This window comes from Terriglobus saanensis SP1PR4, from assembly GCF_000179915.2.
In the GTDB taxonomy this organism is placed as follows: domain Bacteria; phylum Acidobacteriota; class Terriglobia; order Terriglobales; family Acidobacteriaceae; genus Terriglobus; species Terriglobus saanensis.
Window position 1 is genome coordinate 4,466,385 of record NC_014963.1, and the last position, 21,784, is coordinate 4,488,168.

Below are 21,784 nucleotides of genomic sequence, written 5' to 3' on the forward strand. Positions count from 1 at the left end.
CCCGGGAGACAGGAAAATCCATGTCGAAAGAAGTAGTCGATGTTCTGATTATCGGTTCCGGTCACTCGGGCGGCATGGCCGCGAAGATGCTCACGGAACGCGGCATCAGCTGCCTGATGCTGAACGCCGGGCCCATTGCGGATGTAACGAAGAACGCAGAAGAGAAACCTGCGCATGCCCTTCCCTATCGCGGCTTCCGCCCACCCAGCAGGCTTCCCCACGTCTTTCAATCGAACGAGTTCAACGCCAATGTCTGGGTGGACGAGAAGGAAGTCCCCTACACCTACGACCCAGACCATCCCTACAACTGGGTGCGCGTGCGTCTCTTCGGTGGACGTTCGCTCTTCTGGTCGCGGCAGTCGTTTCGCCTGAGCGACTACGAGTTGAAGGGCAAATCGCACGACGGTTTTGGCGACGACTGGCCGATCAGCCATGCGGACCTCGATCCCTACTACTCCAAGGTTGAGCAGATCTTTCACGTATCGGGCAACAAGGACGGCATTCCGCAGATGCCGGATGGCGACTTCTTCGCCGACAAGACGCCGTGGACGCCGGCGATGACGCGCCTCCGCACGGTCGCGGAAAAGAATAAATTTCCGTGCGTGAAGCAGCGACGCGCAGAGGGCCACGACGGCCTGGCAAGCTCCGTCAATCTCCTGCTGCCCGCAGCCTTTGCCACCGGCAAACTCAAGGTGATTCCGAACGTCATTGTGCGTGAGCTTTCGGTCGACAAGAACACCGGTCTGGTCAACGGGGCATACTTCGTCGACCGCATCTCGCGCCGAGAGATGTCCGTGAAGGCGCGCGTTGTGGTCCTGGCTGCGGGAACGCTCGAAAGTACGCGTCTGCTGATGAACTCGAAGATCGCCAACTCCAGCGGCGTGATGGGCCACTATCTCTGCGACCAGACGTACGGCGTCGGCGTTACCTGTTCCGTGCCTGAAGCCCGGAACGGCCACAGTGCGAAGATCAGCGGGGGCGGAGCGATCATGCCACGCTTCCGCAACCTCGATACGAAGGCGAGCAACTTCGTCCGCGGCTACGCCTACAACTGTTACAGCAGCACCGGCGCAATGGATGCGCGATGCTTTGCTGCCTACGGGCAGGAGCTCGAAGACAAGCTGGCGGAGTACCACGGCAGCGGTATTACACTGAGCGCAATGTGCGAGGTGCTGGCGCGGTACGAAAACCACGTGCGGCCGAGTACCGATGTTGTGGATGCCTGGGGCATTCCGGCGCTTCACATCCAGGCGCACTATGGCGACAACGAGTTCAACATGGCCCGCGACGCCGCCAACACCGCCGAGCAGTTGGCGCACGAAGCCGGGTTTGAAGTTCTAGCAAAAAACTCCGAACCGAACCCTCCGGGGTACAGCATTCACGAACTGGGAACCTGCCGCATGGGGAACGATCCCAAGACCAGTGTTCTGAATAAGTGGAACCAGAGTCACGACATCAAGAACCTCTTTGTGGTGGACGGCGCAGCATTTGTGAGCGCGGGCTGGCAGAACCCCACCATGACCATCCTTGCGCTGGCGATGCGTTCGTCAGAGTATCTCGCCGAGCAGATGCGGCTTCGCGCTGTCTAACGTTTTTAAGGAGAGTTGTTCGATGGCTACAAGAAGAGAGTTCGTCAAAGCGTCCACCGCCGCGTTGTGTGTCGCAGGGATGTCCCGGGTCGCAACTGCTGCTTCGCTCAAGCTACCCATAGGTCTGCAGCTTTACTCCGTACGCGAAATGCTGCCGAAGGATTACGCGGGCACGCTGAAGCAGATTGGAGGCCTTGGCTACAAGGACGTGGAAGCCGCTGGCTTCTATAACCACAGCCCCGCGGAGGTAAAGCAGGCGATGTCGGATGCTGGCCTTCGTCTCGTCAGCAGCCACCATAACAACGCCGACCTTCATAAGAACTTCGACTCCATTCTGGCCTTCCACAAGGAGTTGGGCACTGAGTACGTCATCTGCTCCTCCACCGGCCCGAAAAACCCGACACCTCCGGGCGAGAAGACCCCGGAGATGACGATCGACGACTGGCACTGGGCCGCGGACGAGTTCAACAAGTTTGGCGAGAAGTTCAGTGCTGCCGGGATCAAGTTCGGATATCACAACCACGTGCACGAGTTCGATAAGATTGAAGGCGGCGTTCCCTTCTACGAGATGCTGCAGCATACCAATCCGAAATATGTGAACTTCGAACTGGACTGTGGCTGGGCGAAAGTCGCCGGAGCCGACCCTGTGGAGATCCTGCGCAAGCATCCGACGCGCATCATCCTGCTGCATGTGAAGGACTTCATTAAGCCTGCGACGCCCTCCACCAACCCGCGCGACTTCAAAAATACGGAGCTTGGACGAGGCTTCATCGACTACGGACCGATCTTCAGTGAAGCCGCAAAGGCAGGACACGTGAAGCATATCTTCGTGGAGCAGGAAGGCTTCGACGTGCCTCCGTTGGAGTCGCTCAAGATCGACGCCGACTACATCCACAATCTCGAACGCTAAATTAACGATCTCGTCAATCAAACAAAAGGCGCGGACAGGAGAACCCTGTCCGCGCCTTCACTGCGTCCTATGCGGGTTATGATGAGGGAATCAACGCCGCGAGATGCCGAAGTTCCTGGCCTGCGGTCATCATCAAGATAGCAACTGTTTTACTCCGGCGAAGCGCCAGGAGGGCTGTTTGAAACGAATCTCGCAACTTGATGGGATCCGCGGAGCCGCAGTGGGCGCTGTGATCCTCCATCACATGGCCTCGATCCTAAATATTGGGCTCGGCAGGAATGTGGTGGTCCTTGTTCTCTATCGCCTGCTGCATGTCGGCTGGTTGGGCGTCGATATCTTTTTTGTGCTGTCGGGATTTCTGATCACGGGCATCATTCTGAAAGACCGACCCAAACCTAACTTCTGGCGTAACTTCTATCTTCGTCGCGCCTTCCGCATTCTTCCCGCCTTCACAGTTGTCTTCGTTGTCACCCTGCTCATGGCACATTATTTGGTGCCCAGCATGCAGATCTCCACCAGCTATGTGCTCGCCGCGATCTTCTTCCTGGCGAACTGGACCATCGTAAACTTCAGCGAAATGCCGATGCTCACGCATCTTTGGTCGCTCGCCGTGGAAGAGCAGTTTTACTTTCTCTGGCCTCAGGCAGCCAAGCGCATGAGCTATACCGCTTTATTCAAGCTGGCACTTGGCCTGGCCCTTGGGAGCGCCTTGCTTCGTACCGCCCTGGCGATGACGCATCTGAATCCATACATCCTCTACAAGATCACACCGACACGGATGGATGGCCTGGCCATCGGGGCCGCGTTGGCCGTGGGTATCCAGTTGCCGGGCGTGCATGCTTTTCTGGCGCGGTGGTGGAAGAGGATCGCGCTTGCTTCGATCGCGATGCTGGTTCTATCGTTCCTCGGTCTGAAATTCAACCTCTTCGCCTTTGATCCATGGAGCCAGGTACTCGCCATTCCGCCCACAGTGATTCTGGTCGCCATGACCATCTACGCCTCAGTGGAAGGATTGCTTCCGCGAGCAGTGGATCTCTTCCTGAAAGGCTCTGTGATCACGCACCTGGGACGACGGAGTTATGCGCTCTATCTGATCCATGAGCCAATCAACGTGGCTGTACACAACAGCCGTATGCACGGACACCTGTCCCATCTGCCCTCGGGCATCGGGGTGAACTTGCTTCTTATGATCGCAGTGGTTGCGGTCTCTCTGGTCCTCACCGAAGTCTCATGGCACCTGATTGAAAATCCCGCTCAAAAATTCCGACACAAACTAGGAACGGCGGCAACCTCTCAAGGTGCTGCCGTTTAGTTAGATCGAATCGTAAGTAGAGATTATGCCGGGATGACGCGTGGAACCGATCGATTGTCTAAACATCCCTGGATTCCATCCCAAAATCTACGCGTCGTCTTTTCTATAAGAAATTCACTTCTGGCCGCATGAAGACCTGCCGTTGCGAGCGAAGTGTAGTTCTTCAGGAGAAGGATGATCCCATCCACGATCGCCTGAGTCTCCATCGTAGAAACAATCTGCGCTGCATTGTGTCGTTCGAGAAACTTGCAGGCAGCCGCATACGATGGGCCGTGATAGAGAATCGGTAAACCAGAACCTAGATATCCAATCATTTTGGTAGAGAGGCTATAGCGTGTAAAAGCTTCCTGGTCCTGACCAAACGGCAAGGGAAGATAAGCGATATCCGCATTGCGCATATCTTCCGCAGTAGGATCGGCTGCCGCAAAGGGCAACTCACTTACAGTTACATTTTTGGAAGAAGAAAACATTCCTACAGAGCCGCAACGTGTAATCAACTCCACTTTCCACTCTGGATGCTCGGAGCCTAGCTGCTCTAAAGCTGAGAGAAGCTGCTGAAAGTTGGCGGTATAACTTTGATGAAACAGTCCCATAAAATAGATGCGGACTTTGCCTTCTACCCGCGCTCTCGGAGAGTCCGCAATCTTTTCCAAACCGTCCGTCACGGGAATGTACTCTCTTTTTCCATATCTCCGTCCGTACTCCTCTCCAATCTCTTCCGAGATAACGAAGCGGACGTTAGATCCCTGCCACATACGCGCAAGCAACTTCTCTGCTTTACCTAGCCACAATTGTCCGTGCATTGCGTAGAGAAGATCGTCATGCACTGTAAGTGCGAAGGGCAGACCCAGGTCTTGAGCCACCTCAAAGGCATCCAGGCAATCCCACGTATGCGCGATCGCATGAATGCACGAGACTTCTTCACGACGCACTAGATTTGTCAGGTTGCGTTGGAAACTTCGACTGAAAAACCGGTTCGAGGAATGGATGAGGGAGTGTAAGCGAGTTTTCTCAAGACGGCCGAGAGTGGGACGTCTTGGAAGATGAAATTCCCGAATGATTGTGGTGGCCTTGGGAGAATTCAAGGTGGTATTGATGCTGATCGCATCGAGAGGAGCATTCTTCAGAAGGGTCTTCAACACCTTCGGACCGCCACCAAATTCAGCCAGGCCAAACGGTTGTACAAACGCCACGCGTTCCAGATGCTTAGCCCCGGCTGTCATCGCTTCGTTTCTCCCTGGAGATGATTCTAGTTGAGGGGATCGCGATGCACTAGGTCACCAAAGGCACATACAAGCGTTGCACCTCTACTGGAATAAACGAGGATAGTGCGCTTGATAGCGCAGGTCCTGATTGCGTTTACCGATGGGGACAGCGGGAATACCGGCCACAACAGTGTAGGGTTGGACGTCTTTCGTAACAACGGCTCCTGCGGCAACAACGGAGCCTTCGCCGAGAGTAACGCCGGGAAGAATCATGGCACGCGTGCCAATAAAAACATAGTCACCGATCGTAACTGGCGACTGCACGCCCGCAAAATCACTGTCTTGAATATCGTGCTGCGCCGTGAGGATGCAGACCTCGGCAGAGATGGAAACATTGTTTCCAATCGTGAGTGAACCGCGACTGTCGAGGCGGCATTGTTGATTCACCACGCTATTGGAGCCAACCGTCAGTCCCCCCGGACAGTCCAGCCATGCGCGCATAAAGATAAGCGAGTCGGGACCGATCTTCGCCAGCATGACTTTGCGATAGAAGAAGAGACGGACGGTATGGCTGGGGATATAGGCGATCACGTTGTTCGCCATCCAGATACGGCCGTCAAGCCATACACGCCGCAGAAAACCAGAGGAACCAGTGCTCATGCCGATGCTCTCTGAAGGATCGTATCCCAAAGATGCTGCCGCTTTTGTTCCACAGTCATCCGCTTCTCCGGGTATAGATCGAACGCATGGATACGTCGGGGTGATCAGGGCAAGTGTATCGCATTGCAAAATTGCCTCGCGTACGAGCCGCACTGAAGCGAATTGAGCTAATCGCTCACTTCAGCCTCAACCGCAGTGAGAGGAAGGCTGTCCTCCCGCACATGCTCATGCTCTTCAATGTCGATGCGCGGGCCTCGCTTGAGGCCATAGAAGAGGTTATAGACCTGAGCGGCGAGCGAGGCCGCTGCGGACAAGCAGCCCATTTGAATGGCACGCATCGGGCTGGTGACGCCTACGAACACGATGAATCCAACCTGGGAGAGGGTGATGAGCACGATGTTTACGAAGGTGGTCTGCCAGAAGATCAAGCGTCGCGCCGAGATCACGGTCCAGGTCATTCCCATCAGGAAGCCGATGCATCCCTGCAGGACGATCCACACCACCTCAAGGCGAAGGTCTGCGTACTTCTTACCTAGGAGTTGAAGCAAGACACCAGGGAAAAGATAGGTGAAGCCAACGAAAGCCGCCGACCCGACCAGCACCATCCCCACAAGCGTGAAGTAACGCTTGACGACGTGGCTGCCATCATCCTTGGCGAACCACGGTTCAACGATGACGCCGTTGATGGAATTAAGAAGAGTGAAGATCTGTCCGATGCGTCCCAGAGCAGAGACCTGGGCGATGCCTTTGTTACTACCAAAAGTCGCGATCAGAAAGATGGAAATCTGGCCTTGCAAGGCAAAGAAAAGCAGCCCCGGAATGTTGGGCATCGCATAGCGCACCATCTGTTTGGTGAACTTGGGGTTGACCTTGCTTGGCTCTTCGACAAGGTCGCGACACGCAGCGCGCAGAGAGACGCCAGTGAGCGCGATGCCCACTACATTGACCCAGGCAGCGGAGACAGAGGTGATCCAGCCGAGTTCGAAGAGGATAAAGCAGGCGACGAGGCGAAAGAGCGCCGTGAGAATAAGGATGCGGTAGTACGTCGTCAGACGGCGGTGAATGATCAGCGGTGAAGTGTAGTACGACTGCAGCCCGGAAACATTTACCGACGCACAGATGGAGAGCAGAAGCAACACCTGCGTAGACACCGGCCAGTGCAGGTGCTTGGTCATGAAGTAGTAAAAGATGGAGACGGTCGGCAGGACAAAGACCATCATCTTGAAGCGCATCCGTCGGCCTGCACGGACGTAGTTGCCGATGATCGTCTTATCGTGAATGCGGTGCCCTACAAGCGCGACGATGGTGCCGGCAAAACCCAGGTCGAGGCCTGCGTTGACCAGCATCTGAAAACCATAGACAAGACCGTACTGCGAGTACTCCGTAATGGGAAGCCAGCGCAGGATAAGCAGACCGCAAAGCAGGTTGAGCCCTTGCGCGGCGCCCTGGCCACCCATAAAGGTGAGGAGAATACGTACTCTACGCTGGAGATTTGGGGACATCCTCGCCATGAAACCGAGTATATCGAACGGATATCAGTCCATCCTGTCGAGACGGGGCTGCTTGCTCGGCGCACATTGACTTTCAAAACTTTCGATTTTTTTCTAACTGCTTGAGAGAGGGGATGGAATAAGCGTCAACGGCCTGTGTCTCTTATAAGGACGACTTATAAGGAATGAATATGACAGAAACCACCACCATCGCAAACGGCGCTCTTACTGATCCCTGGCTCCAGACGAGGCCTGGAGAGCTCTGCGCTATCCGTGTCGATTCTGCCGAAACCAACGGCACTTACTCCGTCGTGGAGATCGTCGCCAGCCCAGGAGACAGTACACCCATTCACGTCCATGCGCGTGAGGATGAGCACTTTGTCATCCTGGAAGGCACAGCGCGCATCGCCTACGGAGAAAAAACGTTCGATGCACCGACGGGTACCTCCATCAGCCTGATGCGTGGCATCTCCCACGCGTGGGGAAATCCTTCTCCCGATTCCAAACTGCGCATGCTGGTCACCTGTACGCCGGGCGGCGCCGAAGAGGCGCTGCGCCTGATTGCCAAAGGTGGCGACATTGACCTGATGGCCATTGCAAAGAAGTCCGGTGTCGAGATCCTCGGTCCCCCTTTGCTCGGGATACCACCCGCGCAGTAAGGCTTTGTTTTGAACGCGAATTACCCTGTTTCAAGCCGGTACGGATCCAGGTAGAGCCTCGGCTCACCTGGATCCGTACCAATTTTTTATTAAAGGGGCTAACCGGCGTTCAGCCGGATGGCAAACCTGACGCGATACCAAAGTAGGGTAGCCGCATCCCCCTTAAGGGACTATGGTCCCGGGTGAAATGGTTTGAAGATTCAGGTGTCGGCCATCCAACTCATGCGAGCCTCCCCATGCAGGAATTCCTCCGTTTCACGCATCCCAAGTACGAACGAATGACCATAGACTCCATGCTGGCGAGCGGCTATAGCCCTTCGGCCTGTGGTCATATCAAAGAGCTTGAGGCAGAAGTCTGCACCTTAAGACAGATCGTCGCCGAACTTCTGGCCAAGAACCAGGAATTGAGAACGCATCCGTTCGCCTTTCCCTATGGAGCGCCGCCCTCTCCGGATCTATTGCGGAAGGTCTAGTCTTCCATCACTTTCACAAGGAAATCCCAATGGCAGCATTTTCTTCGGGGGAGCCCATCCAATAGTGACATTCCGCCGCGGCGGCGAAGAGGCGCTGCATCTCTTCAGGGGACGGGGGCACGGGTATCTGTTCAGGCTCGAAGGGCTTTGCCAGGTTCCGGAAGAAGTTATAAAGCTCCTCCTGCGTCGCCAGGATCGCCGTGACCGGCGTTGACGATGTGTTCCGCAAAGCGTGCTTTACGTCCCCAGCAATCGCTACGGCTCCGCCACCTTGCGTCGTAGACCAACCCTTGGAAGGTCCACTGTCTTGATAAACATCCAAGGCTCCCTCAAGAATGTAAAAAACTTCAGGATCAGGATGACTGTGAAGCGGGACGACGACGCCGGAACGAATGATTCCTTTGAAGAGGCTGATCTTATGCCCCGTCTCATCTGGGGTCACCAGAAAATCGATCAGCACTCCAAACAGGTCAAAGGTTTGGGGTATGGACGATAGACTTGTATTACGTTGTTCGGTTGCGTGCATGGCATCTTCTCTGCCGAAATCTCGGTCTCCTCTTTTCTATTGTTTCCAGACATAGAAGATGTGTCCCGAAGTCCGCACCTGTGTCCATATGTTCGGAAAACTCACTTCGGAGGTACCGAATAGTTATGAGTGATGTAGTCAAAGTAGGTCTACTGCAGGGAACACCGACGCCGGATGCGATCGCTCACATCTTTCCGGTGCAGTATGTCGCAAAGGCCCTGACCGCAGGAAGTGCAGGGATTGGATTGAGTACGCGCGATCTGTCACGCCACCAATTCACACCGGGCGATATCACGCTATGCCGGCGAGACACGAAAGAGCTGGTGCGCTGGAATGATCCGGTGGAAGTGCTGATGATCGAGGTACCGGACAATGCCTTGCGCTCCGCCGCGGAAGAGCTTGGCGCCGATAAGGTGGAGTTTCACGGCACTCCCTACCTGCAAGACCCGCGTGTCTCTGCGATCGTCACCGCGATTGAAGTGGAGAGCACGTTAGGAAATCCGTCAGGTCGCCTCTACATGGATTCTTTGGGTCAGGCGATTGCTTCAGCGATCACTCAGGTGTGCGGCGTGCTTCGCAGGCCGTTTCGGCAGGTCAAGGGTGGCCTGGCTCCTGCACAGTTGCGAAGGGTATCGGAGTATATCCAGGACAGACTGGCTCACGAGCTTACGCTCGTCGAACTTGCAAACGTTGCCGGGCTGAGCCGGGCTCATTTTTCTCAGATGTTCCATCGCTCAACAGGAATCCCGCCGCACAAGTTTGTTACAAATGCCCGGATCGCTCGTGCGAAGGAACTTTTACTGCAGCCCGAACTGCGTGTCATCGATGTAGCGATGGCGTGTGGTTTTCAAACATCGCAACACTTTGCGCGGGTCTTCAAGATGCTCTCCGGAACAACTCCAGTGCAGTTCCGAAGGGCCTGCTGAGGCTCACCTGCTATCCAATGGGACGAAGCACACGGCAGGGATTGCCTACTGCGAGAACGTCGTCTGGAATATCCCGCGTAACGACACTTCCCGCTCCAATCACTGCTCTTGACCCGATGGTGACTCCGGGGAGAATCAACGCACCCGAGCCCACCCAGACATCGGAACCGATTGTGACAGGTGCGCCGTACTCTTGCTTTCGTCTCATCTCTGCATCGAGTGGGTGCAGAGGCGTCAGAATCTGTACGCCCGACCCGAACTGCGTATAGTCGCCGATCTTCACCTTGCAGACATCCAGGACAGTGCAGTTGAAGTTGAAGAAAACGCGCTCTCCTAATTCAATGTTGGTTCCGTAGTCGCAGAAAAAGGGAGGTTGCAGCGATACTGTCTCGCCGCCCTTTCCGAAGATCTGTTTCAGGAGGTTGCGTCGAAGATCACGATCTGACTCTCGTGTGGCATTCAAGGTTTGGCAAAGATCGCGGGCGCGGTCTCTCGCCTGAAGCAGCTCAGGATCAGAGGCATCATAGAGTTCGCCTCCCAACATCTTTTCCCATTCCGTTTTCATCTTCCTCCCAGACCTGCCCCACCATCTGTTTCGCGCCTGTGAATTGGAGGATACTGCTTAGTTGATGGACGTTGCTTTTGAGTCGCCAGGTTGGAGCGAAGCCAAGTCTAATGAATGCCTCGCTTGAATGGAGTGCGCCATCAAAGAAGATCCTTTTGCTCTAAAGGATCCTTACCGAAAAGCAGTGGAACGCCGGCCGCGCGCACGTCCAGAAGGGCCGCAGCTTACGGATCGTATACAGCGGAGAGCTGCAAAATTCCGTAAGGCCACGACGCACTTCTATCTTCAGAGATCCTTTAGAAAATTAATCAGCGCCGTACTCACTTCAGCAGGCTGTTCCTGCTGCGTCCAGTGACCACAATCCTTGAGGCATAGCTTTCCGCGCAGATCTAAGGCACGATTCGAGAGACCCGCGATCGTTTTATCCATGCCGGGAAAACGGCCAACAACATCGCGGTCGCCATAAATATAGAGGGATGGAACAGTTATGTTTGCATTGGCAAACGGCGCAAGCAGTTCCCAATTTCTATCGATATTTCGATACCAGTTCAGAGCACCCGTAAAGCCGGTATTTGTAAATTGTTTTGTGAAGTGATCCAGATCTTGCTCACTTAGCCATGAAGGAAGATTCATCGGCTTAGACATGCCATGTAGCAAACCGCGTGTGGAATCAACCATACCGATTCGATCTGACGGCTGATCTTCGCCAAAGCCTGACCCGAAGATCGTATAAATAGATGCACGAACATCGCGTTCCAGCTCTGATTCGGCTATTCCGAGACTTTGAAAATAGAGGATATACCAGATAAATTCGTCCATACGAGCCATTAAGCTTGTTGGCCGAACGGATGGACGAGGCAGGAGAGGCACACTGAGCCCAGCGACTGCACGAAACAAATCGGGTCTCATGATTGCTGCATTCCAGGCTACGGGAGCGCCCCAGTCATGTCCTACAATTACTGCCTGCTTCTCTCCAAGCGCATCAAGAAGGCCTACCATGTCACCGACAAGGTGAAGCAGAGTATAACTTTCAACCGCCTCTGGGCGATCGGTTTCCCCATAGCCTCGCATGTCCGGCGCAACAGCATGGAAGCCAGCTTCTGCAAGCGCTTTGAGTTGATGACGCCAGGAATACCAACCTTCCGGAAAGCCATGACAGAGCAAAACCAATGGACCTTTCCCTTGTTCGGCGATATGGATACGAATTCCGTTGCTGTCAAGAGTCCGGTGATGGATATCAGTCATATATATACCTTCTGAAGCGCATATCGAATGTGCTCGCGAGTTCTTCATTTGGCGAAATTAATCGTACAGTCCGATAAAACACGTATGTGGTTGATTTATTCCATTTCACTCACATGAACGTGTGGTTCGTCACGGGACTGCAAGCATGGCCCACTAAGAATCGATCTCCTCACACCGACACCGTTTCAACGCGGATCGTCCTTCCTGGAATAGTCCGGAGCGTCAGGGGTTTATACCGATAGGGTTTGATTTGGTCTAGGGGAGCGACATTGAGTACGGGCAAATCTGCAAAGTCGCACCGGCTTCCTGCCGATCCATTGCATTCCCTGCAGAAACGCCACAACTCATTGAATCTAAAGTGGTGGCCAGAGACGGGATCGAACCGCCGACGCCGGCCTTTTCAGGGCTGCCGGACAATTCAGCTAAATGGCCTGGAATCAGCGGATGTAATTGAAAATAAAGATTTTATGCTCTATCAAATTTAGGACCGTTTAGGACAAATTAGGCCCATTTGGGACGCGCATTGTTCGCGTATTGTTCGCGCGAATCGTGCGGAAGCGTGGATGACGAATCGATAAGAGAATTGCTCGGATTGTGCGGCGAGGAGATTACAAGGCTGTTATGAAAGATTCTGTGTACTGTTTTGGCCGGTCCATGAATCCGGAGTGGACGCGCTACAACCGCCCTCCGCTGCTCCTATGTCTCGTCTTTGACACCAATTTGACACCAAGTCCTTGAGCTTTGGGCTGGGGTCGTGGCGGGCCAGCTCATCCCACTTCCTTCCGCAATGTAGAGCACGTAACCTTAGAGACGACATGGATAACCTGCAGTACGGCGAAATCCGTAACGACATCATAGAGCTGCTACAGGCTTCGCGGGCCGCTTCGGCTCGGCGTGTGAATGCGCTAATGACTGCCACGTATTGGGAGATCGGACGGCGCATTGTGGAGTTTGAACAGGAGGGACACGAGCGGGCGGAGTATGGGGAGGCCGTCATCAAGCAGCTTGCCAAAGACCTGGAGCCTCGTTTCGGGCGCGGATTTGGCTGGCGCAATCTCACGCAGATGCGAGCTTTCTTCGTCACATGGCCTCCCTCGAAGATTTTGCAGACACCGTCTGCAAAATCCATTCCGCTTGACGATCTGGCTAAACAATTCCTTTTGCCTTGGTCGGCATACGTCCGCTTGCTCTCGGTCAAGCGGCCTGAAGCCCGCACGTTTTACGAGAAGGAGGCTCTGCGTTCCGGCTGGTCGGTTCGCCAACTCGACCGCCAGATCGGTAGCCAGTTTTACGAGCGTATCGCGCTCTCCCGCAACAAGGCCGCCATGCTTGAGAAGGCGAATATTACCGAATCCGGCGATGCCATCACGCCAGAGGAAGCCATCAAGGACCCATTCGTTCTGGAATTCCTCGGCCTTAAGGACGAGTATTCCGAATCCGAGCTTGAAGAGGGCCTTGTTCAACATCTCACCGATTTCCTGCTGGAACTGGGCGATGACTTCGCGTTTCTTGGAAGACAGAAGAGGCTCCGTATTGATGACACTTGGTTCCGCGTCGATCTGCTCTTCTTCCATCGCCGGCTGCGCTGCTTGGTAGTCATCGACCTCAAGGTGGGGAAATTCGGTTACGCAGACGCCGGACAAATGCACCTGTATCTCAACTACGCTCGCGAACACTGGATGAAAGAGGGAGAGAACCCCCCGGTTGGCCTGATTCTCTGCGCAGAAAAGGGCACTGCGGAAGCTCACTATGCTCTGGACAACCTGCCCAATAGAGTGCTCGCTGCTGAATATCAGATGGTACTTCCTGATGAAAAGATGATTGCGGACGAGTTGCAGCGCTCCCGAGCGCAATTCGAAAAGAGAGTTCTTGGCACAGCGCAGTTGGACGAATTGAAGTCCTAACAATCAACAATGAGTACCCGTAGGAGCTCTGTCCAGTGGTCGGCAGATCTTGGAGAGTTGTCAACTCACTCGGATTGGGTCTCTGAGAAGGGCATCTTTGACAGTTCATCTGAATCGTAGAGCGTGCCCCATTCCGCAAGGTGATCTAACAGCGTGATGAGGGGTTCTTGCATTGCATCTGCGAGTTCGTATTCGACGTGTAGTACAGAACTGCTCAGGTCTCGTCGAAAGATGACTCGCGCAGCTTCAAGGGATCGCAGACTCGCCGTAAGCGCTTTCTTGGATGCTGATGGTATCGCACGTTTAAGTTCACTGAGGCGCACCGGACGTGTTCGCATCGCACAGAGGATCTGAACCGTCCATTTTCCTTGCAACAGCTCGATTACCCGCGAAACATGTCCCGTGTAAGAGGCATCCATTGGGTTTAGCCGTGCCGGAATCCTGCGCTTTCGTTCTTCCCTCAACTCGCTTTGCAAATTGAAACGGTATGTTTTGGGCCGCATGCGAAGCTTCTTCCTGCCGCTTAATCGGTCTGCGGAGTCGCGTCTAGGTACACCCGAGGTGCGGCCCCTTTGTGTGGATGTTAGGCCGCGTCCATTTTGAACCTAATCCCTGCCTTCACAGCCTTTAGCTTGCAATGCCTTGTTCTGTTCAAGGCGTCCGTTAAAGAGAGATTGAAACAATCGGCACCTCCCACCGGATGCTGCATGGATCAGGAGAGCGTGGGATAGCTCGTGTACCCGGCAGCGCCACCTCCATAGATAGTCGCTGGGTCAAGTTCATTGAGAGCAGTGCCGAGTTGCAGTCTCCTTGGCAGATCTGGGTTGGCTAGAAAGGCGCGGCCGTACGCAACTGCGTCGGCATGACCGGCCCGTATCGCTTCCTCGCCCTTAGGTCCGTCATATCCGCCGTTCACGACGTAGACACCGTTCCAAAGTGTTCTAAGGTGTGCCGACAAATTGACAGCCTCCTCGGCGCTCCCTATGCTGTCTTGTGCCTGCTCAACGACATGAAGATAACCAAGCCCATAGCTGTTGAGCTTTTCAACCGCGACCGAAAAGGTTTCGAGTGGATTAGCGTCCGTCATGTCGTTGAAGTCAACTGTCGGAGAGATTCGCACACCGACCTGCCTGCTGCCCCATACTTCAAGCACCGTTTCGACTGTTTCAGCAAGGAAGCGGATTCGATTCGACGCAACGCCGCCATACTCATCGGTTCGCTGATTCGTTCCTGTCCTGAGAAATTGATCGATCAGGTATCCATTCGCCGCATGAATCTCGACCCCGTCGAATCCGGCCTCTTTCGCATTGCTGGCTGCCGACCGGTAGTCGGCCAAAGTCTGTTTTATACCGCTGGCCGACAAGGCTACCGGCTCCGAGACCTCTGCTGAGCCCGTGGCAATGTGGGTATCGGCATTGGCACGGATTGCGGATGGAGCCACGGGCTGCGCGTTGTTTGGCAACAAGGACGTATGAGAGATTCGGCCGACGTGCCACAACTGGAGGAAAATTCGGCCTCCGCTCTTGTGAACAGATTCAGCAATGTGGGACCACGCTTGTACCTGTGCGCGGGAATGAATCCCGGGAGTATTGCTGTACCCCTTCCCCATGGGCGAGATCTGTGTCGCCTCGGTCACGATGAGTCCGGCCGAAGCACGTTGTGAGTAATAAGTCGCTGCGAGTGCGCTAGGAACACCCTCCGCGTCTGCGCGCGTGCGCGTAAGGGGCGCCATGAAGACACGATTTGCCAGAACGAAAGATCCAAGCTGAACGGGTTCGAAGAGAGTAGCCATTCTTGTACTCCTGTTGTTGCGAGACGTGGTGGGCTGCTGGTGATAAGTCCCCCAGAAGGCGCTGGCTGTTTCCCGCGCCGCCACCTGAGACCTCTGAATCTTTCGGTTCCCACGCCGCAGCAAACCAGCGTAGGAACCCCGACTCAACAGAATGCCATCGGTTCGTGATAGCGCGGGCCGCTCGACTGCACCGGCCACCCCCTCCAGGTGAAGAAGAACTTTATGCGAAGACTTCCTCCAGGAAGTTCACCAGAGATTCCCAGGAGCGCTTGTCGGCACTCGCGCTGTAGCGGAGAATGTTGGGCTCGCCGCGGGTATCGGCTTCTTTATTGGTGAAGCTATGCACCACGCCTCCATAAAGATGGAGTTGCCAGTCCACCTTACCTGCGTTCATTTCCTCAGCGAATTTTTGCCGGATGTCTGGGCCGATCATCGGGTCATCTGCGCCGATGCAGACCAACACTTTGGTACTAATGTTCTTGGCATTCTCCGTGCGTGCGGTGGTAAGGCCGCTATGGAAACCGGCAACGCCTTTGACATTTGCACCAAGACGCGCCAGTTCCAGCGCGACGGAGCCACCGATGCAATAGCCGATGGCTGCCACCTTGCTCGTGTCCACTTCCGGCCGCGACGTTAGTGCGTTCAGTCCTGCTTCCGCGTAAGCGCCGATTCGCTCGGGATCCCCCATGAGGGGGCCGACGAAAGCCATCACCTCAGCGAGGGTGCTGACGGTTTTGCCTTCGCCAAACAGGTCGCTGACCAGGGTTACATAGCCCAATGCTGCCAGGCGCTGCGCCTTTTCCTTGGCGTGCGCACTGATGCCGAACCCCTCCGGAAATACAACGACCGCCGGCCGCGGGCCAGTCTTGGTCTCGTCGAAATACAACACGCTCTCCATGTTCAGGCCATTGACTTCATATTTCAGGACTTCAGTGTGCATGCTCTTCTCCTTGTTAGTGGCTGTTGACATCCAACCGCAATACGCGAACCGTTCCTACGAGATTGTTGCTACCGGAACCTGTTCTCAACAGACCATCGTTACCCGGCCACCGCGCGGGCCGCCTGTTTAATTACATCGACCACCACGTCAGGGAAAGTGACGGGGATGGCGTGCGAAGACTTCAACTCGACGACCGTAGAGTGGGCACGCTCTGCCTCGAATTTGAATTCTTCCTGAGGGATTACGGGGTCAAGCAGCGGCCTAATTTGCCAGCTCGGTTTGCTCGTCCATGCAGCCGATGTCAGTACATCGGCAAGCGCTGCAGCCTCGATGGGACGTTGCGTGGCGATCATGAGGGCGAGCTTGCTCTCCGGCACGTCAGCGGCGAGGAGGTAGGCGTACTTCTCGGCCTTGATGAGGATATTCGTGCCCTTGGTTCCGTCGGGCAAGGTATATGGAATCAGATCGGCGGACGACGCGAAATCGCCGCCGGGAAACCGATTGAGACAATCGTTTGTAGATTCGCCTGCCGCTGGCATGGGCGAGCCCGCGTAGATGAGGCCCTTTACCTTCGGATCGTCGCCGCCTTGGGTAATGACGGCCCCGCCGTAGGCGTGAGAGACGAGGAGCACTGGCCCCTCGATCGTGTCGAGCAAGCTACGCAAGTAGGCAACGTCGTTCGGCAGGCCCCGCAAAGGATTGGAGTAGACTCTGACCGGATAGCCGTCGCGCTGGAGGCCTTGGATCACACCATGAGTCCAGAGCGAAGAGTCTTCAACGGCTCCGTGCACAAGCACAATAGTGGGCTTCGGAAAATCGTTATCTGCAGTTTGTTCTTGAGTGGCCATGGTGAGTTGTTCTCCTTCGTATTGATCGGTTCCGGTTTACCTGCTCCTGCAAGACGGGTGGTAGATCACTCCTGCTCGCGGATCGTCTGGGTGTATGTCCTACCGTATGGGTAGAACAAATCCTTGCGGCCTTCCTGCCACGCCTGCTTCATTTCGGGCGTCGTGATGTCCCAATCCTGCCTGCACTTCTTGCTGACGGCTCGCAGATCCTGGCGCAATTCCTCCATGGTCGGCCTTCCAAAGAACCAGTATCCGCAATAGATCTTATGGATGATGAGCCCCGGCTCAAGAACAACAACGTGAGGGATCATGGGATTGTGTAGAGGATCTGTATATTCGGCGATGTCGAGGTCCTTTTGCACAACACGGCCTGCGTCCGACAGAAAGGGCCAGTGTGCTCCGACCCCGCTGCGGTATTCGTTCGTCTCCGTGAGCGTATCCGTGCTGATCGTCACAAGACGGCAATAGCCCACTTCCATCTCGCGATGCAGCTCGATAAGACCTTCATTCTGGCGGCGGTCCTTTGGACAGAAGCCTCCGCGACTTAACACGACGATCATGGGGTCCGTGCCTTGAAGTTCGGACAATTTCCGCCGTGTCGCTGTCTGGTCGGTTAATTCGTAATCAGGAAAACGAGTTCCAGGCACGATGTCGTTTCGCATGTTCTTGAGGGTCTCCCTTCACTGAGTTGAGGGTCACTATGCAGCGTGATCCGTTTTTTGAGCGGGCTTCACGCCATATGTCCGCCACTCATCTTCTTGCCTCTTCCTTGCTTCCGTTTCACGGGCAAACCTGCTCGGCGAGATGAGTTGCCCATTGTTAAGCCTTCTCTGCCTGCAGGTGTTTCCAAACATCGAAAGCAGTGAGCAATCCAAGGAAAAGGATGGCAGTGGGAACAACGGGTGGCTTGATACCGAAAGGAAGAACGTTGGCAGGCACTCCGGGCTGCAGGTGGACGTAGATTGCCACGAACATCTGAATGAGGAGGATGAAGCACGCGGTCAGCAGGATTTGATCCTTGCTTTTTACGGTGAGCGATCTCCGAAGCCATGGCAGGAGGAAGAGAACTCCGACGACCATTTCACTCACTTTGCCTGGGAGAATTAGTTGGTGGGGTAGATGACTCTGTTGAAACTGAACATCAAACCATCCACGGATTGGCTGGAAGAATTTAAGGAATCCGAACATGAACATCCACACTCCCAAGAGCAGGGTTAAAACTTTTAGACGGCCAGGCATACTCTTCTCCTATTTTGTCTTTTGATTTCCGGAGCCATTCCGCGTGCTATCTTTTCGAATCGCCTAGTTACTAGGCGGGCGTTTTTGTATGCTCCATGACTTCTCTTGCGATGTCGAACACTTCTGAAGGTTCGGGGCGGAAACGATAATCAGGGTCTGCCTTGACATCGCGGATCACACCGTTCCCATCAATGAAGAAACGCGCTGGGATTGGGAGTTGCCAGCTACTTGCTTCATTTATCGCCTGAATGTCCAGGTTGAGTACGCTGCTGTAAATCTTCTTAAGATCATCAGGGAAGGTGTAGACCAACCCAAAGGCCTTGGCGATCTCGTTATTGGTGTCCGCTAGCAAGCTGAACTTCAACTTCCCGGCCGTCGCCTGCTTGCGAGTTCTGTCCAGGCTTTGCGGAGAAAGGACAACAAGTTCTACACCAGCTTGCCGAAGCTGGTCATACGCTTCGTTAAGAGCACGTACCTCAGCAGAGCAAAAGGGGCACCAACTCCCGCGCGTGAAACTCACGACAAGCGGACCGCGCTTGATCAAATCGACAGACGATATGTCCTCGCCGTGCTGGTTTATCAATGTGAATGTCGGCGCTTTCGCACCGGGCTTGATGATTTGGTCTACCGCTCCGCTTTTGCGAAGGGATTCGATGTGACCTTCCATAATGGCGGTAGCGCTCTCCGGAAGAATCTTCGCGAACTTGTCCCGTAATTCCACAAGCGTTTGTGCGAGTGACATAAACAATCTCCCTTGTGGCTTGTGTTGGCTCCGACACGCTAGTTGGTCGGTGCATGCATCTTGGGTTAGGTGTCAGAAGGGCCCCACTGAGATCTTGTGGATCTTCTCTGTCAATACTTCTCATCGAAGAACCTGGGCAGCGTTCCGGAACGACACCAGCGATGGACGCAAGAACATATCGAGACGCGCGATCCAACGAAGTGTCTACTCAACAAAACGCCGCCCAAGAACCTTACTTCTGGGCAACCACCTGAAGCTTAGAAACCTTAGGAGCCGGGGAAAATAGTTCGTCCGCCTTGTCCACAAGTTCCTGTCCAGCCTCCCCGTTCAAGTGGGCATCGCGGGCCTCTTCAGTATCGAAAGTATCGAACACTCGATAGACACCGGGCTCACCTTCGATCTTCGCTGCGTGCCACGACAATGTTCCTGGTTCTTTTCTTACCAGTGATGCTTCCTTCTCCAGAAAGGCCTCTACTTCCGATTCTTTCCCTGGTTTTGCTTTCAACTCAACGAGCAACGCGAACTTAGCCATTTGGACAGATCCTCTCTTAAGCAGTTGATATTCGTTACATTCAGTCGCACCTAATCGCGGCTATACCGGCCCGCGCTGACCACTCTGGAAGAGTGGCATCGTGGAGACAGAGAGCCCAGGTGCCGTAGCCGGACGCCCAAAAGCCTTGGCCGCCGACCGTCTGACACCTGTCGATTTGAGCATGGTGAGAGCCAGAAGTATCGCGGTTTGTTCTGCTAGCAGCTATCAGAATTAGCGATGGGACAGAATGGTGTACTGTGCTTTCAGGGTTAAGCTGCGCGCCTCCATCACTGCTGTGCTGTTGTTGCACTTTACGAATTGCGCCGCCATTGGTTAGCTTTCACTTGAAGAGCACAATTTCGACCGCAAGCGCTATTGCAGAGCCCGCGAAGATTCGGAGGGAGGAGCGGCATGGCAGACCAAGTAATGATTGAGAGCAGTGCGTGGACACCGGACTTCAGAGCCGACTTGGCGTTCCAGAAGCTGACCGAAGATATGGTGGATCGCATGCGTGCGTACGGGCGCGAAGAAAGCTTTCCCGCGAATGTAGTGCTTTTTACATATGGCGAGCGGAAGGTGGATCTGTTCGTGGTTCTGGAAGGCGAGGTGCATGCTTGCCTGCCTGCCGGGAATGGCGAGGCGAAGGTGTTCGCCCGTCAACAGAGTCTCGCATTTCTGGGGGAGTTAAATCTCCTGACCTCACAGGGCTCTCTGGTTGAAGCGCGGACCTTCGCGGAAAGTCGCCTCTTGAGGATTTCTCGGGATGAGTTGCAGCGGTTGATGCGGTCTGAAGGTGATATAGCGAACCTTATTGCTTCTGCGACGGTGTGGCGAAGGATAGGCATCATAGGCGAAGAAAGTGCCGGCGTGGCACTCCTTGGCAATAATCGTGACCCGAAGATGACGGAGTTGCAGCGGTTCCTTATTCGCAACAACTATCCACACCGGGTGGTGGAACTGCCAATATCTGAGGCGCCACCTGAGCAGGATCTGTTCGAAGGCTCGGCGCGAACCTCGAACGGAAGATTCCCAGCGGTAACCGTCTACGATGGACGCACGTTGTACCACCCCACAATTGCGGAGCTCGCCGATGAACTCGGCATTACGGAACTACCCGATCCTGAGATGGTCTACGACGTGGTCGTGGTGGGTGCCGGGCCTTCGGGCCTTGCGGCGGCTGTGTATGCGGCTTCCGAAGGGCTCTGCACCATTGTGATCGAAGGAATTGCGCCAGGTGGGCAGGCGGGAACTAGCTCAAAGATTGAGAACTACCTCGGGTTCCCGACGGGTATTTCTGGTCAGAGGTTGGCGAGCCGCGCGCAACTGCAGGCTTTGAAGTTCGGCGTGCGGTTTGCCATTTCTCGGCAGGTGGTGACGGCGGAGCAGGTGGATGGAATTCACAAACTGACGCTCGCGGGCGGGATTCCCGTGTGCTCCCGCGCTGTGGTGGTAGCTTCCGGCGCGCAGTATCGGAAACTTTCAGTTCAGAACTACGAGGAGTACGAGAATCGCGGAATCTATTATGCTGCAACTTCGATGGAAGGTGTCCTATGCCGGGACAAAGAAGTGATCGTTGTGGGAGGGGGAAACTCCGCAGGCCAGGCAGCCGTGTTTCTCTCTGGAATAGCAAAGCATGTGCACTATGTCGTGCGCGGCAAGTCACTGGCAACCACGATGTCACAGTATTTGATATCGCGGATCGAAAGCTCAGCTCATATCACGCTCTACACGGGATCGGAGATCGTGGGCTTGGAGGGCGACGCGGGGCTGGAGTGGGTCACGTGGGCACAGCGTAGAACCGGCGAGACCACACGGAAACGCGTTGGAAGCGTGTTCGTGATGATCGGTGCGGAGCCAAATTCGGGGTGGCTGTACGGAACAGTGAAGCTCGACAAGAAAGGTTTTGTTATAACCGGCGGAGCGGAAGGTTTTAATGGAACTCCCTATGCGACCAGTGTGCCGGGAATGTTTGCAGTCGGGGATGTTAGATCCGCATCGGTCAAGCGGGTGGCGAGCGCGGTGGGTGAGGGTTCTGTGGTGATTTCAGACGTGCACCGATATCTCGCAGACCATCGAAATAGCTTTGCAGCGGAACCGAATTCGACTTTGGAAGCATTACGATTGGCGAGTGCGGCGGCAGAGTAGCAGACTAAAGGGTCCTTGGCTTCTAGTGCGCCATGCGGCGCGGAACAACTGGAGGTCAAGCGACGTCAAGCCATGAGCGCGC

22 protein-coding genes are annotated in these 21,784 nt (G+C 54.9%); 8 read left to right on the forward strand and 14 right to left on the reverse strand.

From position 1 onward, the window contains the following. Window positions 1–20: 20 nt before the first annotated feature. From ACIPR4_RS18420 to ACIPR4_RS18430, 3 genes are all read left to right on the forward strand, one after another. Window positions 21–1,589 (forward strand): GMC oxidoreductase, encoded by a 1,569-nt coding sequence (locus tag ACIPR4_RS18420; RefSeq protein WP_013570179.1) that lies wholly within the window; start codon window positions 21–23, stop codon window positions 1,587–1,589. A 22-nt stretch (window positions 1,590–1,611) separates the two neighbouring features. Beyond that, the gene (locus ACIPR4_RS18425) at window positions 1,612–2,499 is read left to right on the forward strand and encodes a sugar phosphate isomerase/epimerase family protein (RefSeq protein WP_013570180.1); all 888 of its coding nucleotides are present in this window, start codon (window positions 1,612–1,614) and stop codon (window positions 2,497–2,499) included. Window positions 2,500–2,677: 178 nt separating this feature from the next. Then, window positions 2,678–3,811: an acyltransferase family protein gene (locus ACIPR4_RS18430; protein WP_013570181.1), complete on the forward strand. Its 1,134-nt coding sequence runs from the start codon at window positions 2,678–2,680 to the stop codon at window positions 3,809–3,811. Window positions 3,812–3,834: 23 nt separating this feature from the next. Here the strand turns inward: ACIPR4_RS18430 and ACIPR4_RS18435 are convergent, their stop codons facing one another. From ACIPR4_RS18435 to ACIPR4_RS18445, 3 genes are all read right to left on the reverse strand, one after another. After that, window positions 3,835–5,034 carry a glycosyltransferase family protein gene (locus tag ACIPR4_RS18435; RefSeq protein ID WP_013570182.1) on the reverse strand — a complete coding sequence of 400 codons (1,200 nt, stop codon included), beginning with the start codon at window positions 5,032–5,034 and terminating at the stop codon, window positions 3,835–3,837. Between the two features lie 84 nt (window positions 5,035–5,118). Next, entirely contained in the window at window positions 5,119–5,676 is a 558-nt protein-coding gene (locus ACIPR4_RS23565) for an acyltransferase (RefSeq protein WP_013570183.1), read from the reverse strand. Window positions 5,677–5,843: 167 nt separating this feature from the next. Then, window positions 5,844–7,178 carry a lipopolysaccharide biosynthesis protein gene (locus ACIPR4_RS18445; protein ID WP_013570184.1) on the reverse strand — a complete coding sequence of 445 codons (1,335 nt, stop codon included), beginning with the start codon at window positions 7,176–7,178 and terminating at the stop codon, window positions 5,844–5,846. Between the two features lie 179 nt (window positions 7,179–7,357). Between ACIPR4_RS18445 and ACIPR4_RS18450 the strand changes: the two genes are divergently transcribed. Both ACIPR4_RS18450 and ACIPR4_RS18455 read left to right on the forward strand, forming a co-directional pair. Next, window positions 7,358–7,825, forward strand: coding sequence for a cupin domain-containing protein (locus ACIPR4_RS18450; protein WP_013570185.1), 468 nt, complete (start codon window positions 7,358–7,360; stop codon window positions 7,823–7,825). 236 nt (window positions 7,826–8,061) lie between these two features. Then, complete coding sequence (locus ACIPR4_RS18455) at window positions 8,062–8,298, forward strand: coiled-coil domain-containing protein (protein ID WP_013570186.1); 237 nt, start codon at window positions 8,062–8,064, stop codon at window positions 8,296–8,298. 13 nt (window positions 8,299–8,311) lie between these two features. On the opposite strand, the gene ACIPR4_RS18460 is transcribed toward ACIPR4_RS18455, so the two are convergent. Beyond that, on the reverse strand, window positions 8,312–8,824 hold the full coding sequence (locus ACIPR4_RS18460; protein ID WP_013570187.1) for a cupin domain-containing protein: 513 nt from the start codon (window positions 8,822–8,824) through the stop codon (window positions 8,312–8,314). 125 nt (window positions 8,825–8,949) lie between these two features. Between ACIPR4_RS18460 and ACIPR4_RS18465 the strand changes: the two genes are divergently transcribed. Beyond that, the gene (locus ACIPR4_RS18465; RefSeq protein ID WP_013570188.1) at window positions 8,950–9,750 is read left to right on the forward strand and encodes a helix-turn-helix domain-containing protein; all 801 of its coding nucleotides are present in this window, start codon (window positions 8,950–8,952) and stop codon (window positions 9,748–9,750) included. A 10-nt stretch (window positions 9,751–9,760) separates the two neighbouring features. On the opposite strand, the gene ACIPR4_RS18470 is transcribed toward ACIPR4_RS18465, so the two are convergent. Together ACIPR4_RS18470 and ACIPR4_RS18475 are read right to left on the reverse strand one after the other, a co-directional pair. Further along, complete coding sequence (locus ACIPR4_RS18470; protein WP_013570189.1) at window positions 9,761–10,315, reverse strand: sugar O-acetyltransferase; 555 nt, start codon at window positions 10,313–10,315, stop codon at window positions 9,761–9,763. 285 nt (window positions 10,316–10,600) lie between these two features. Beyond that, window positions 10,601–11,560, reverse strand: a complete 960-nt coding sequence (locus tag ACIPR4_RS18475) for an alpha/beta fold hydrolase (RefSeq protein WP_013570190.1) — start codon at window positions 11,558–11,560, stop codon at window positions 10,601–10,603. 815 nt (window positions 11,561–12,375) lie between these two features. Here ACIPR4_RS18475 and ACIPR4_RS18480 point away from each other — a divergent pair. Further along, the gene (locus ACIPR4_RS18480; protein ID WP_013570191.1) at window positions 12,376–13,464 is read left to right on the forward strand and encodes a PDDEXK nuclease domain-containing protein; all 1,089 of its coding nucleotides are present in this window, start codon (window positions 12,376–12,378) and stop codon (window positions 13,462–13,464) included. A gap of 65 nt (window positions 13,465–13,529) precedes the next feature. Here ACIPR4_RS18480 and ACIPR4_RS23570 read toward each other — a convergent pair whose 3' ends face one another. From ACIPR4_RS23570 to ACIPR4_RS18520, 8 genes are all read right to left on the reverse strand, one after another. Further along, entirely contained in the window at window positions 13,530–13,967 is a 438-nt protein-coding gene (locus ACIPR4_RS23570; protein WP_013570192.1) for a winged helix-turn-helix transcriptional regulator, read from the reverse strand. Window positions 13,968–14,176: 209 nt separating this feature from the next. Then, window positions 14,177–15,256, reverse strand: a complete 1,080-nt coding sequence (locus ACIPR4_RS18490) for an alkene reductase (protein ID WP_013570193.1) — start codon at window positions 15,254–15,256, stop codon at window positions 14,177–14,179. 220 nt (window positions 15,257–15,476) lie between these two features. Further along, a complete protein-coding gene (locus tag ACIPR4_RS18495; protein ID WP_013570194.1) occupies window positions 15,477–16,196 on the reverse strand; it encodes a dienelactone hydrolase family protein in 720 nt (239 codons plus the stop codon). A gap of 98 nt (window positions 16,197–16,294) precedes the next feature. Then, window positions 16,295–17,044: an alpha/beta hydrolase gene (locus tag ACIPR4_RS18500; RefSeq protein WP_013570195.1), complete on the reverse strand. Its 750-nt coding sequence runs from the start codon at window positions 17,042–17,044 to the stop codon at window positions 16,295–16,297. Window positions 17,045–17,109: 65 nt separating this feature from the next. Next, a complete protein-coding gene (locus ACIPR4_RS18505; RefSeq protein WP_013570196.1) occupies window positions 17,110–17,706 on the reverse strand; it encodes a redoxin domain-containing protein in 597 nt (198 codons plus the stop codon). A gap of 157 nt (window positions 17,707–17,863) precedes the next feature. Then, window positions 17,864–18,283, reverse strand: a complete 420-nt coding sequence (locus tag ACIPR4_RS18510; RefSeq protein ID WP_013570197.1) for a hypothetical protein — start codon at window positions 18,281–18,283, stop codon at window positions 17,864–17,866. Window positions 18,284–18,353: 70 nt separating this feature from the next. Beyond that, entirely contained in the window at window positions 18,354–19,025 is a 672-nt protein-coding gene (locus tag ACIPR4_RS18515) for a peroxiredoxin-like family protein (RefSeq protein ID WP_013570198.1), read from the reverse strand. 232 nt (window positions 19,026–19,257) lie between these two features. Continuing rightward, the gene (locus ACIPR4_RS18520; RefSeq protein WP_013570199.1) at window positions 19,258–19,557 is read right to left on the reverse strand and encodes a putative quinol monooxygenase; all 300 of its coding nucleotides are present in this window, start codon (window positions 19,555–19,557) and stop codon (window positions 19,258–19,260) included. A gap of 411 nt (window positions 19,558–19,968) precedes the next feature. Here ACIPR4_RS18520 and ACIPR4_RS18525 point away from each other — a divergent pair, with 411 nt between their 5' ends. Then, complete coding sequence (locus tag ACIPR4_RS18525) at window positions 19,969–21,702, forward strand: FAD-dependent oxidoreductase (RefSeq protein ID WP_013570200.1); 1,734 nt, start codon at window positions 19,969–19,971, stop codon at window positions 21,700–21,702. The last annotated feature ends 82 nt before the right edge of the window (window positions 21,703–21,784 follow it).

Bases quoted from the DNA above. Each gene is read 5' to 3' on its own strand.
- ACIPR4_RS18420 (WP_013570179.1), top strand. From the start codon at position 21: ATGTCGAAAGAAGTAGTCGATGTTCTGATTATCGGTTCCGGTCACTCG.
- ACIPR4_RS18425 (WP_013570180.1), top strand. From the start codon at position 1,612: ATGGCTACAAGAAGAGAGTTCGTCAAAGCGTCCACCGCCGCGTTGTGT.
- ACIPR4_RS18435 (WP_013570182.1), bottom strand. From the start codon at position 5,034: ATGACAGCCGGGGCTAAGCATCTGGAACGCGTGGCGTTTGTACAACCG.
- ACIPR4_RS23565 (WP_013570183.1), bottom strand. From the start codon at position 5,676: ATGAGCACTGGTTCCTCTGGTTTTCTGCGGCGTGTATGGCTTGACGGC.
- ACIPR4_RS18445 (WP_013570184.1), bottom strand. From the start codon at position 7,178: ATGTCCCCAAATCTCCAGCGTAGAGTACGTATTCTCCTCACCTTTATG.
- ACIPR4_RS18450 (WP_013570185.1), top strand. From the start codon at position 7,358: ATGACAGAAACCACCACCATCGCAAACGGCGCTCTTACTGATCCCTGG.
- ACIPR4_RS18455 (WP_013570186.1), top strand. From the start codon at position 8,062: ATGCAGGAATTCCTCCGTTTCACGCATCCCAAGTACGAACGAATGACC.
- ACIPR4_RS18460 (WP_013570187.1), bottom strand. From the start codon at position 8,824: ATGCACGCAACCGAACAACGTAATACAAGTCTATCGTCCATACCCCAA.
- ACIPR4_RS18465 (WP_013570188.1), top strand. From the start codon at position 8,950: ATGAGTGATGTAGTCAAAGTAGGTCTACTGCAGGGAACACCGACGCCG.
- ACIPR4_RS18470 (WP_013570189.1), bottom strand. From the start codon at position 10,315: ATGAAAACGGAATGGGAAAAGATGTTGGGAGGCGAACTCTATGATGCC.
- ACIPR4_RS18475 (WP_013570190.1), bottom strand. From the start codon at position 11,560: ATGACTGATATCCATCACCGGACTCTTGACAGCAACGGAATTCGTATC.
- ACIPR4_RS18480 (WP_013570191.1), top strand. From the start codon at position 12,376: ATGGATAACCTGCAGTACGGCGAAATCCGTAACGACATCATAGAGCTG.
- ACIPR4_RS23570 (WP_013570192.1), bottom strand. From the start codon at position 13,967: ATGCGGCCCAAAACATACCGTTTCAATTTGCAAAGCGAGTTGAGGGAA.
- ACIPR4_RS18490 (WP_013570193.1), bottom strand. From the start codon at position 15,256: ATGGCTACTCTCTTCGAACCCGTTCAGCTTGGATCTTTCGTTCTGGCA.
- ACIPR4_RS18495 (WP_013570194.1), bottom strand. From the start codon at position 16,196: ATGCACACTGAAGTCCTGAAATATGAAGTCAATGGCCTGAACATGGAG.
- ACIPR4_RS18500 (WP_013570195.1), bottom strand. From the start codon at position 17,044: ATGGCCACTCAAGAACAAACTGCAGATAACGATTTTCCGAAGCCCACT.
- ACIPR4_RS18505 (WP_013570196.1), bottom strand. From the start codon at position 17,706: ATGCGAAACGACATCGTGCCTGGAACTCGTTTTCCTGATTACGAATTA.
- ACIPR4_RS18510 (WP_013570197.1), bottom strand. From the start codon at position 18,283: ATGCCTGGCCGTCTAAAAGTTTTAACCCTGCTCTTGGGAGTGTGGATG.
- ACIPR4_RS18515 (WP_013570198.1), bottom strand. From the start codon at position 19,025: ATGTCACTCGCACAAACGCTTGTGGAATTACGGGACAAGTTCGCGAAG.
- ACIPR4_RS18520 (WP_013570199.1), bottom strand. From the start codon at position 19,557: ATGGCTAAGTTCGCGTTGCTCGTTGAGTTGAAAGCAAAACCAGGGAAA.
- ACIPR4_RS18525 (WP_013570200.1), top strand. From the start codon at position 19,969: ATGGCAGACCAAGTAATGATTGAGAGCAGTGCGTGGACACCGGACTTC.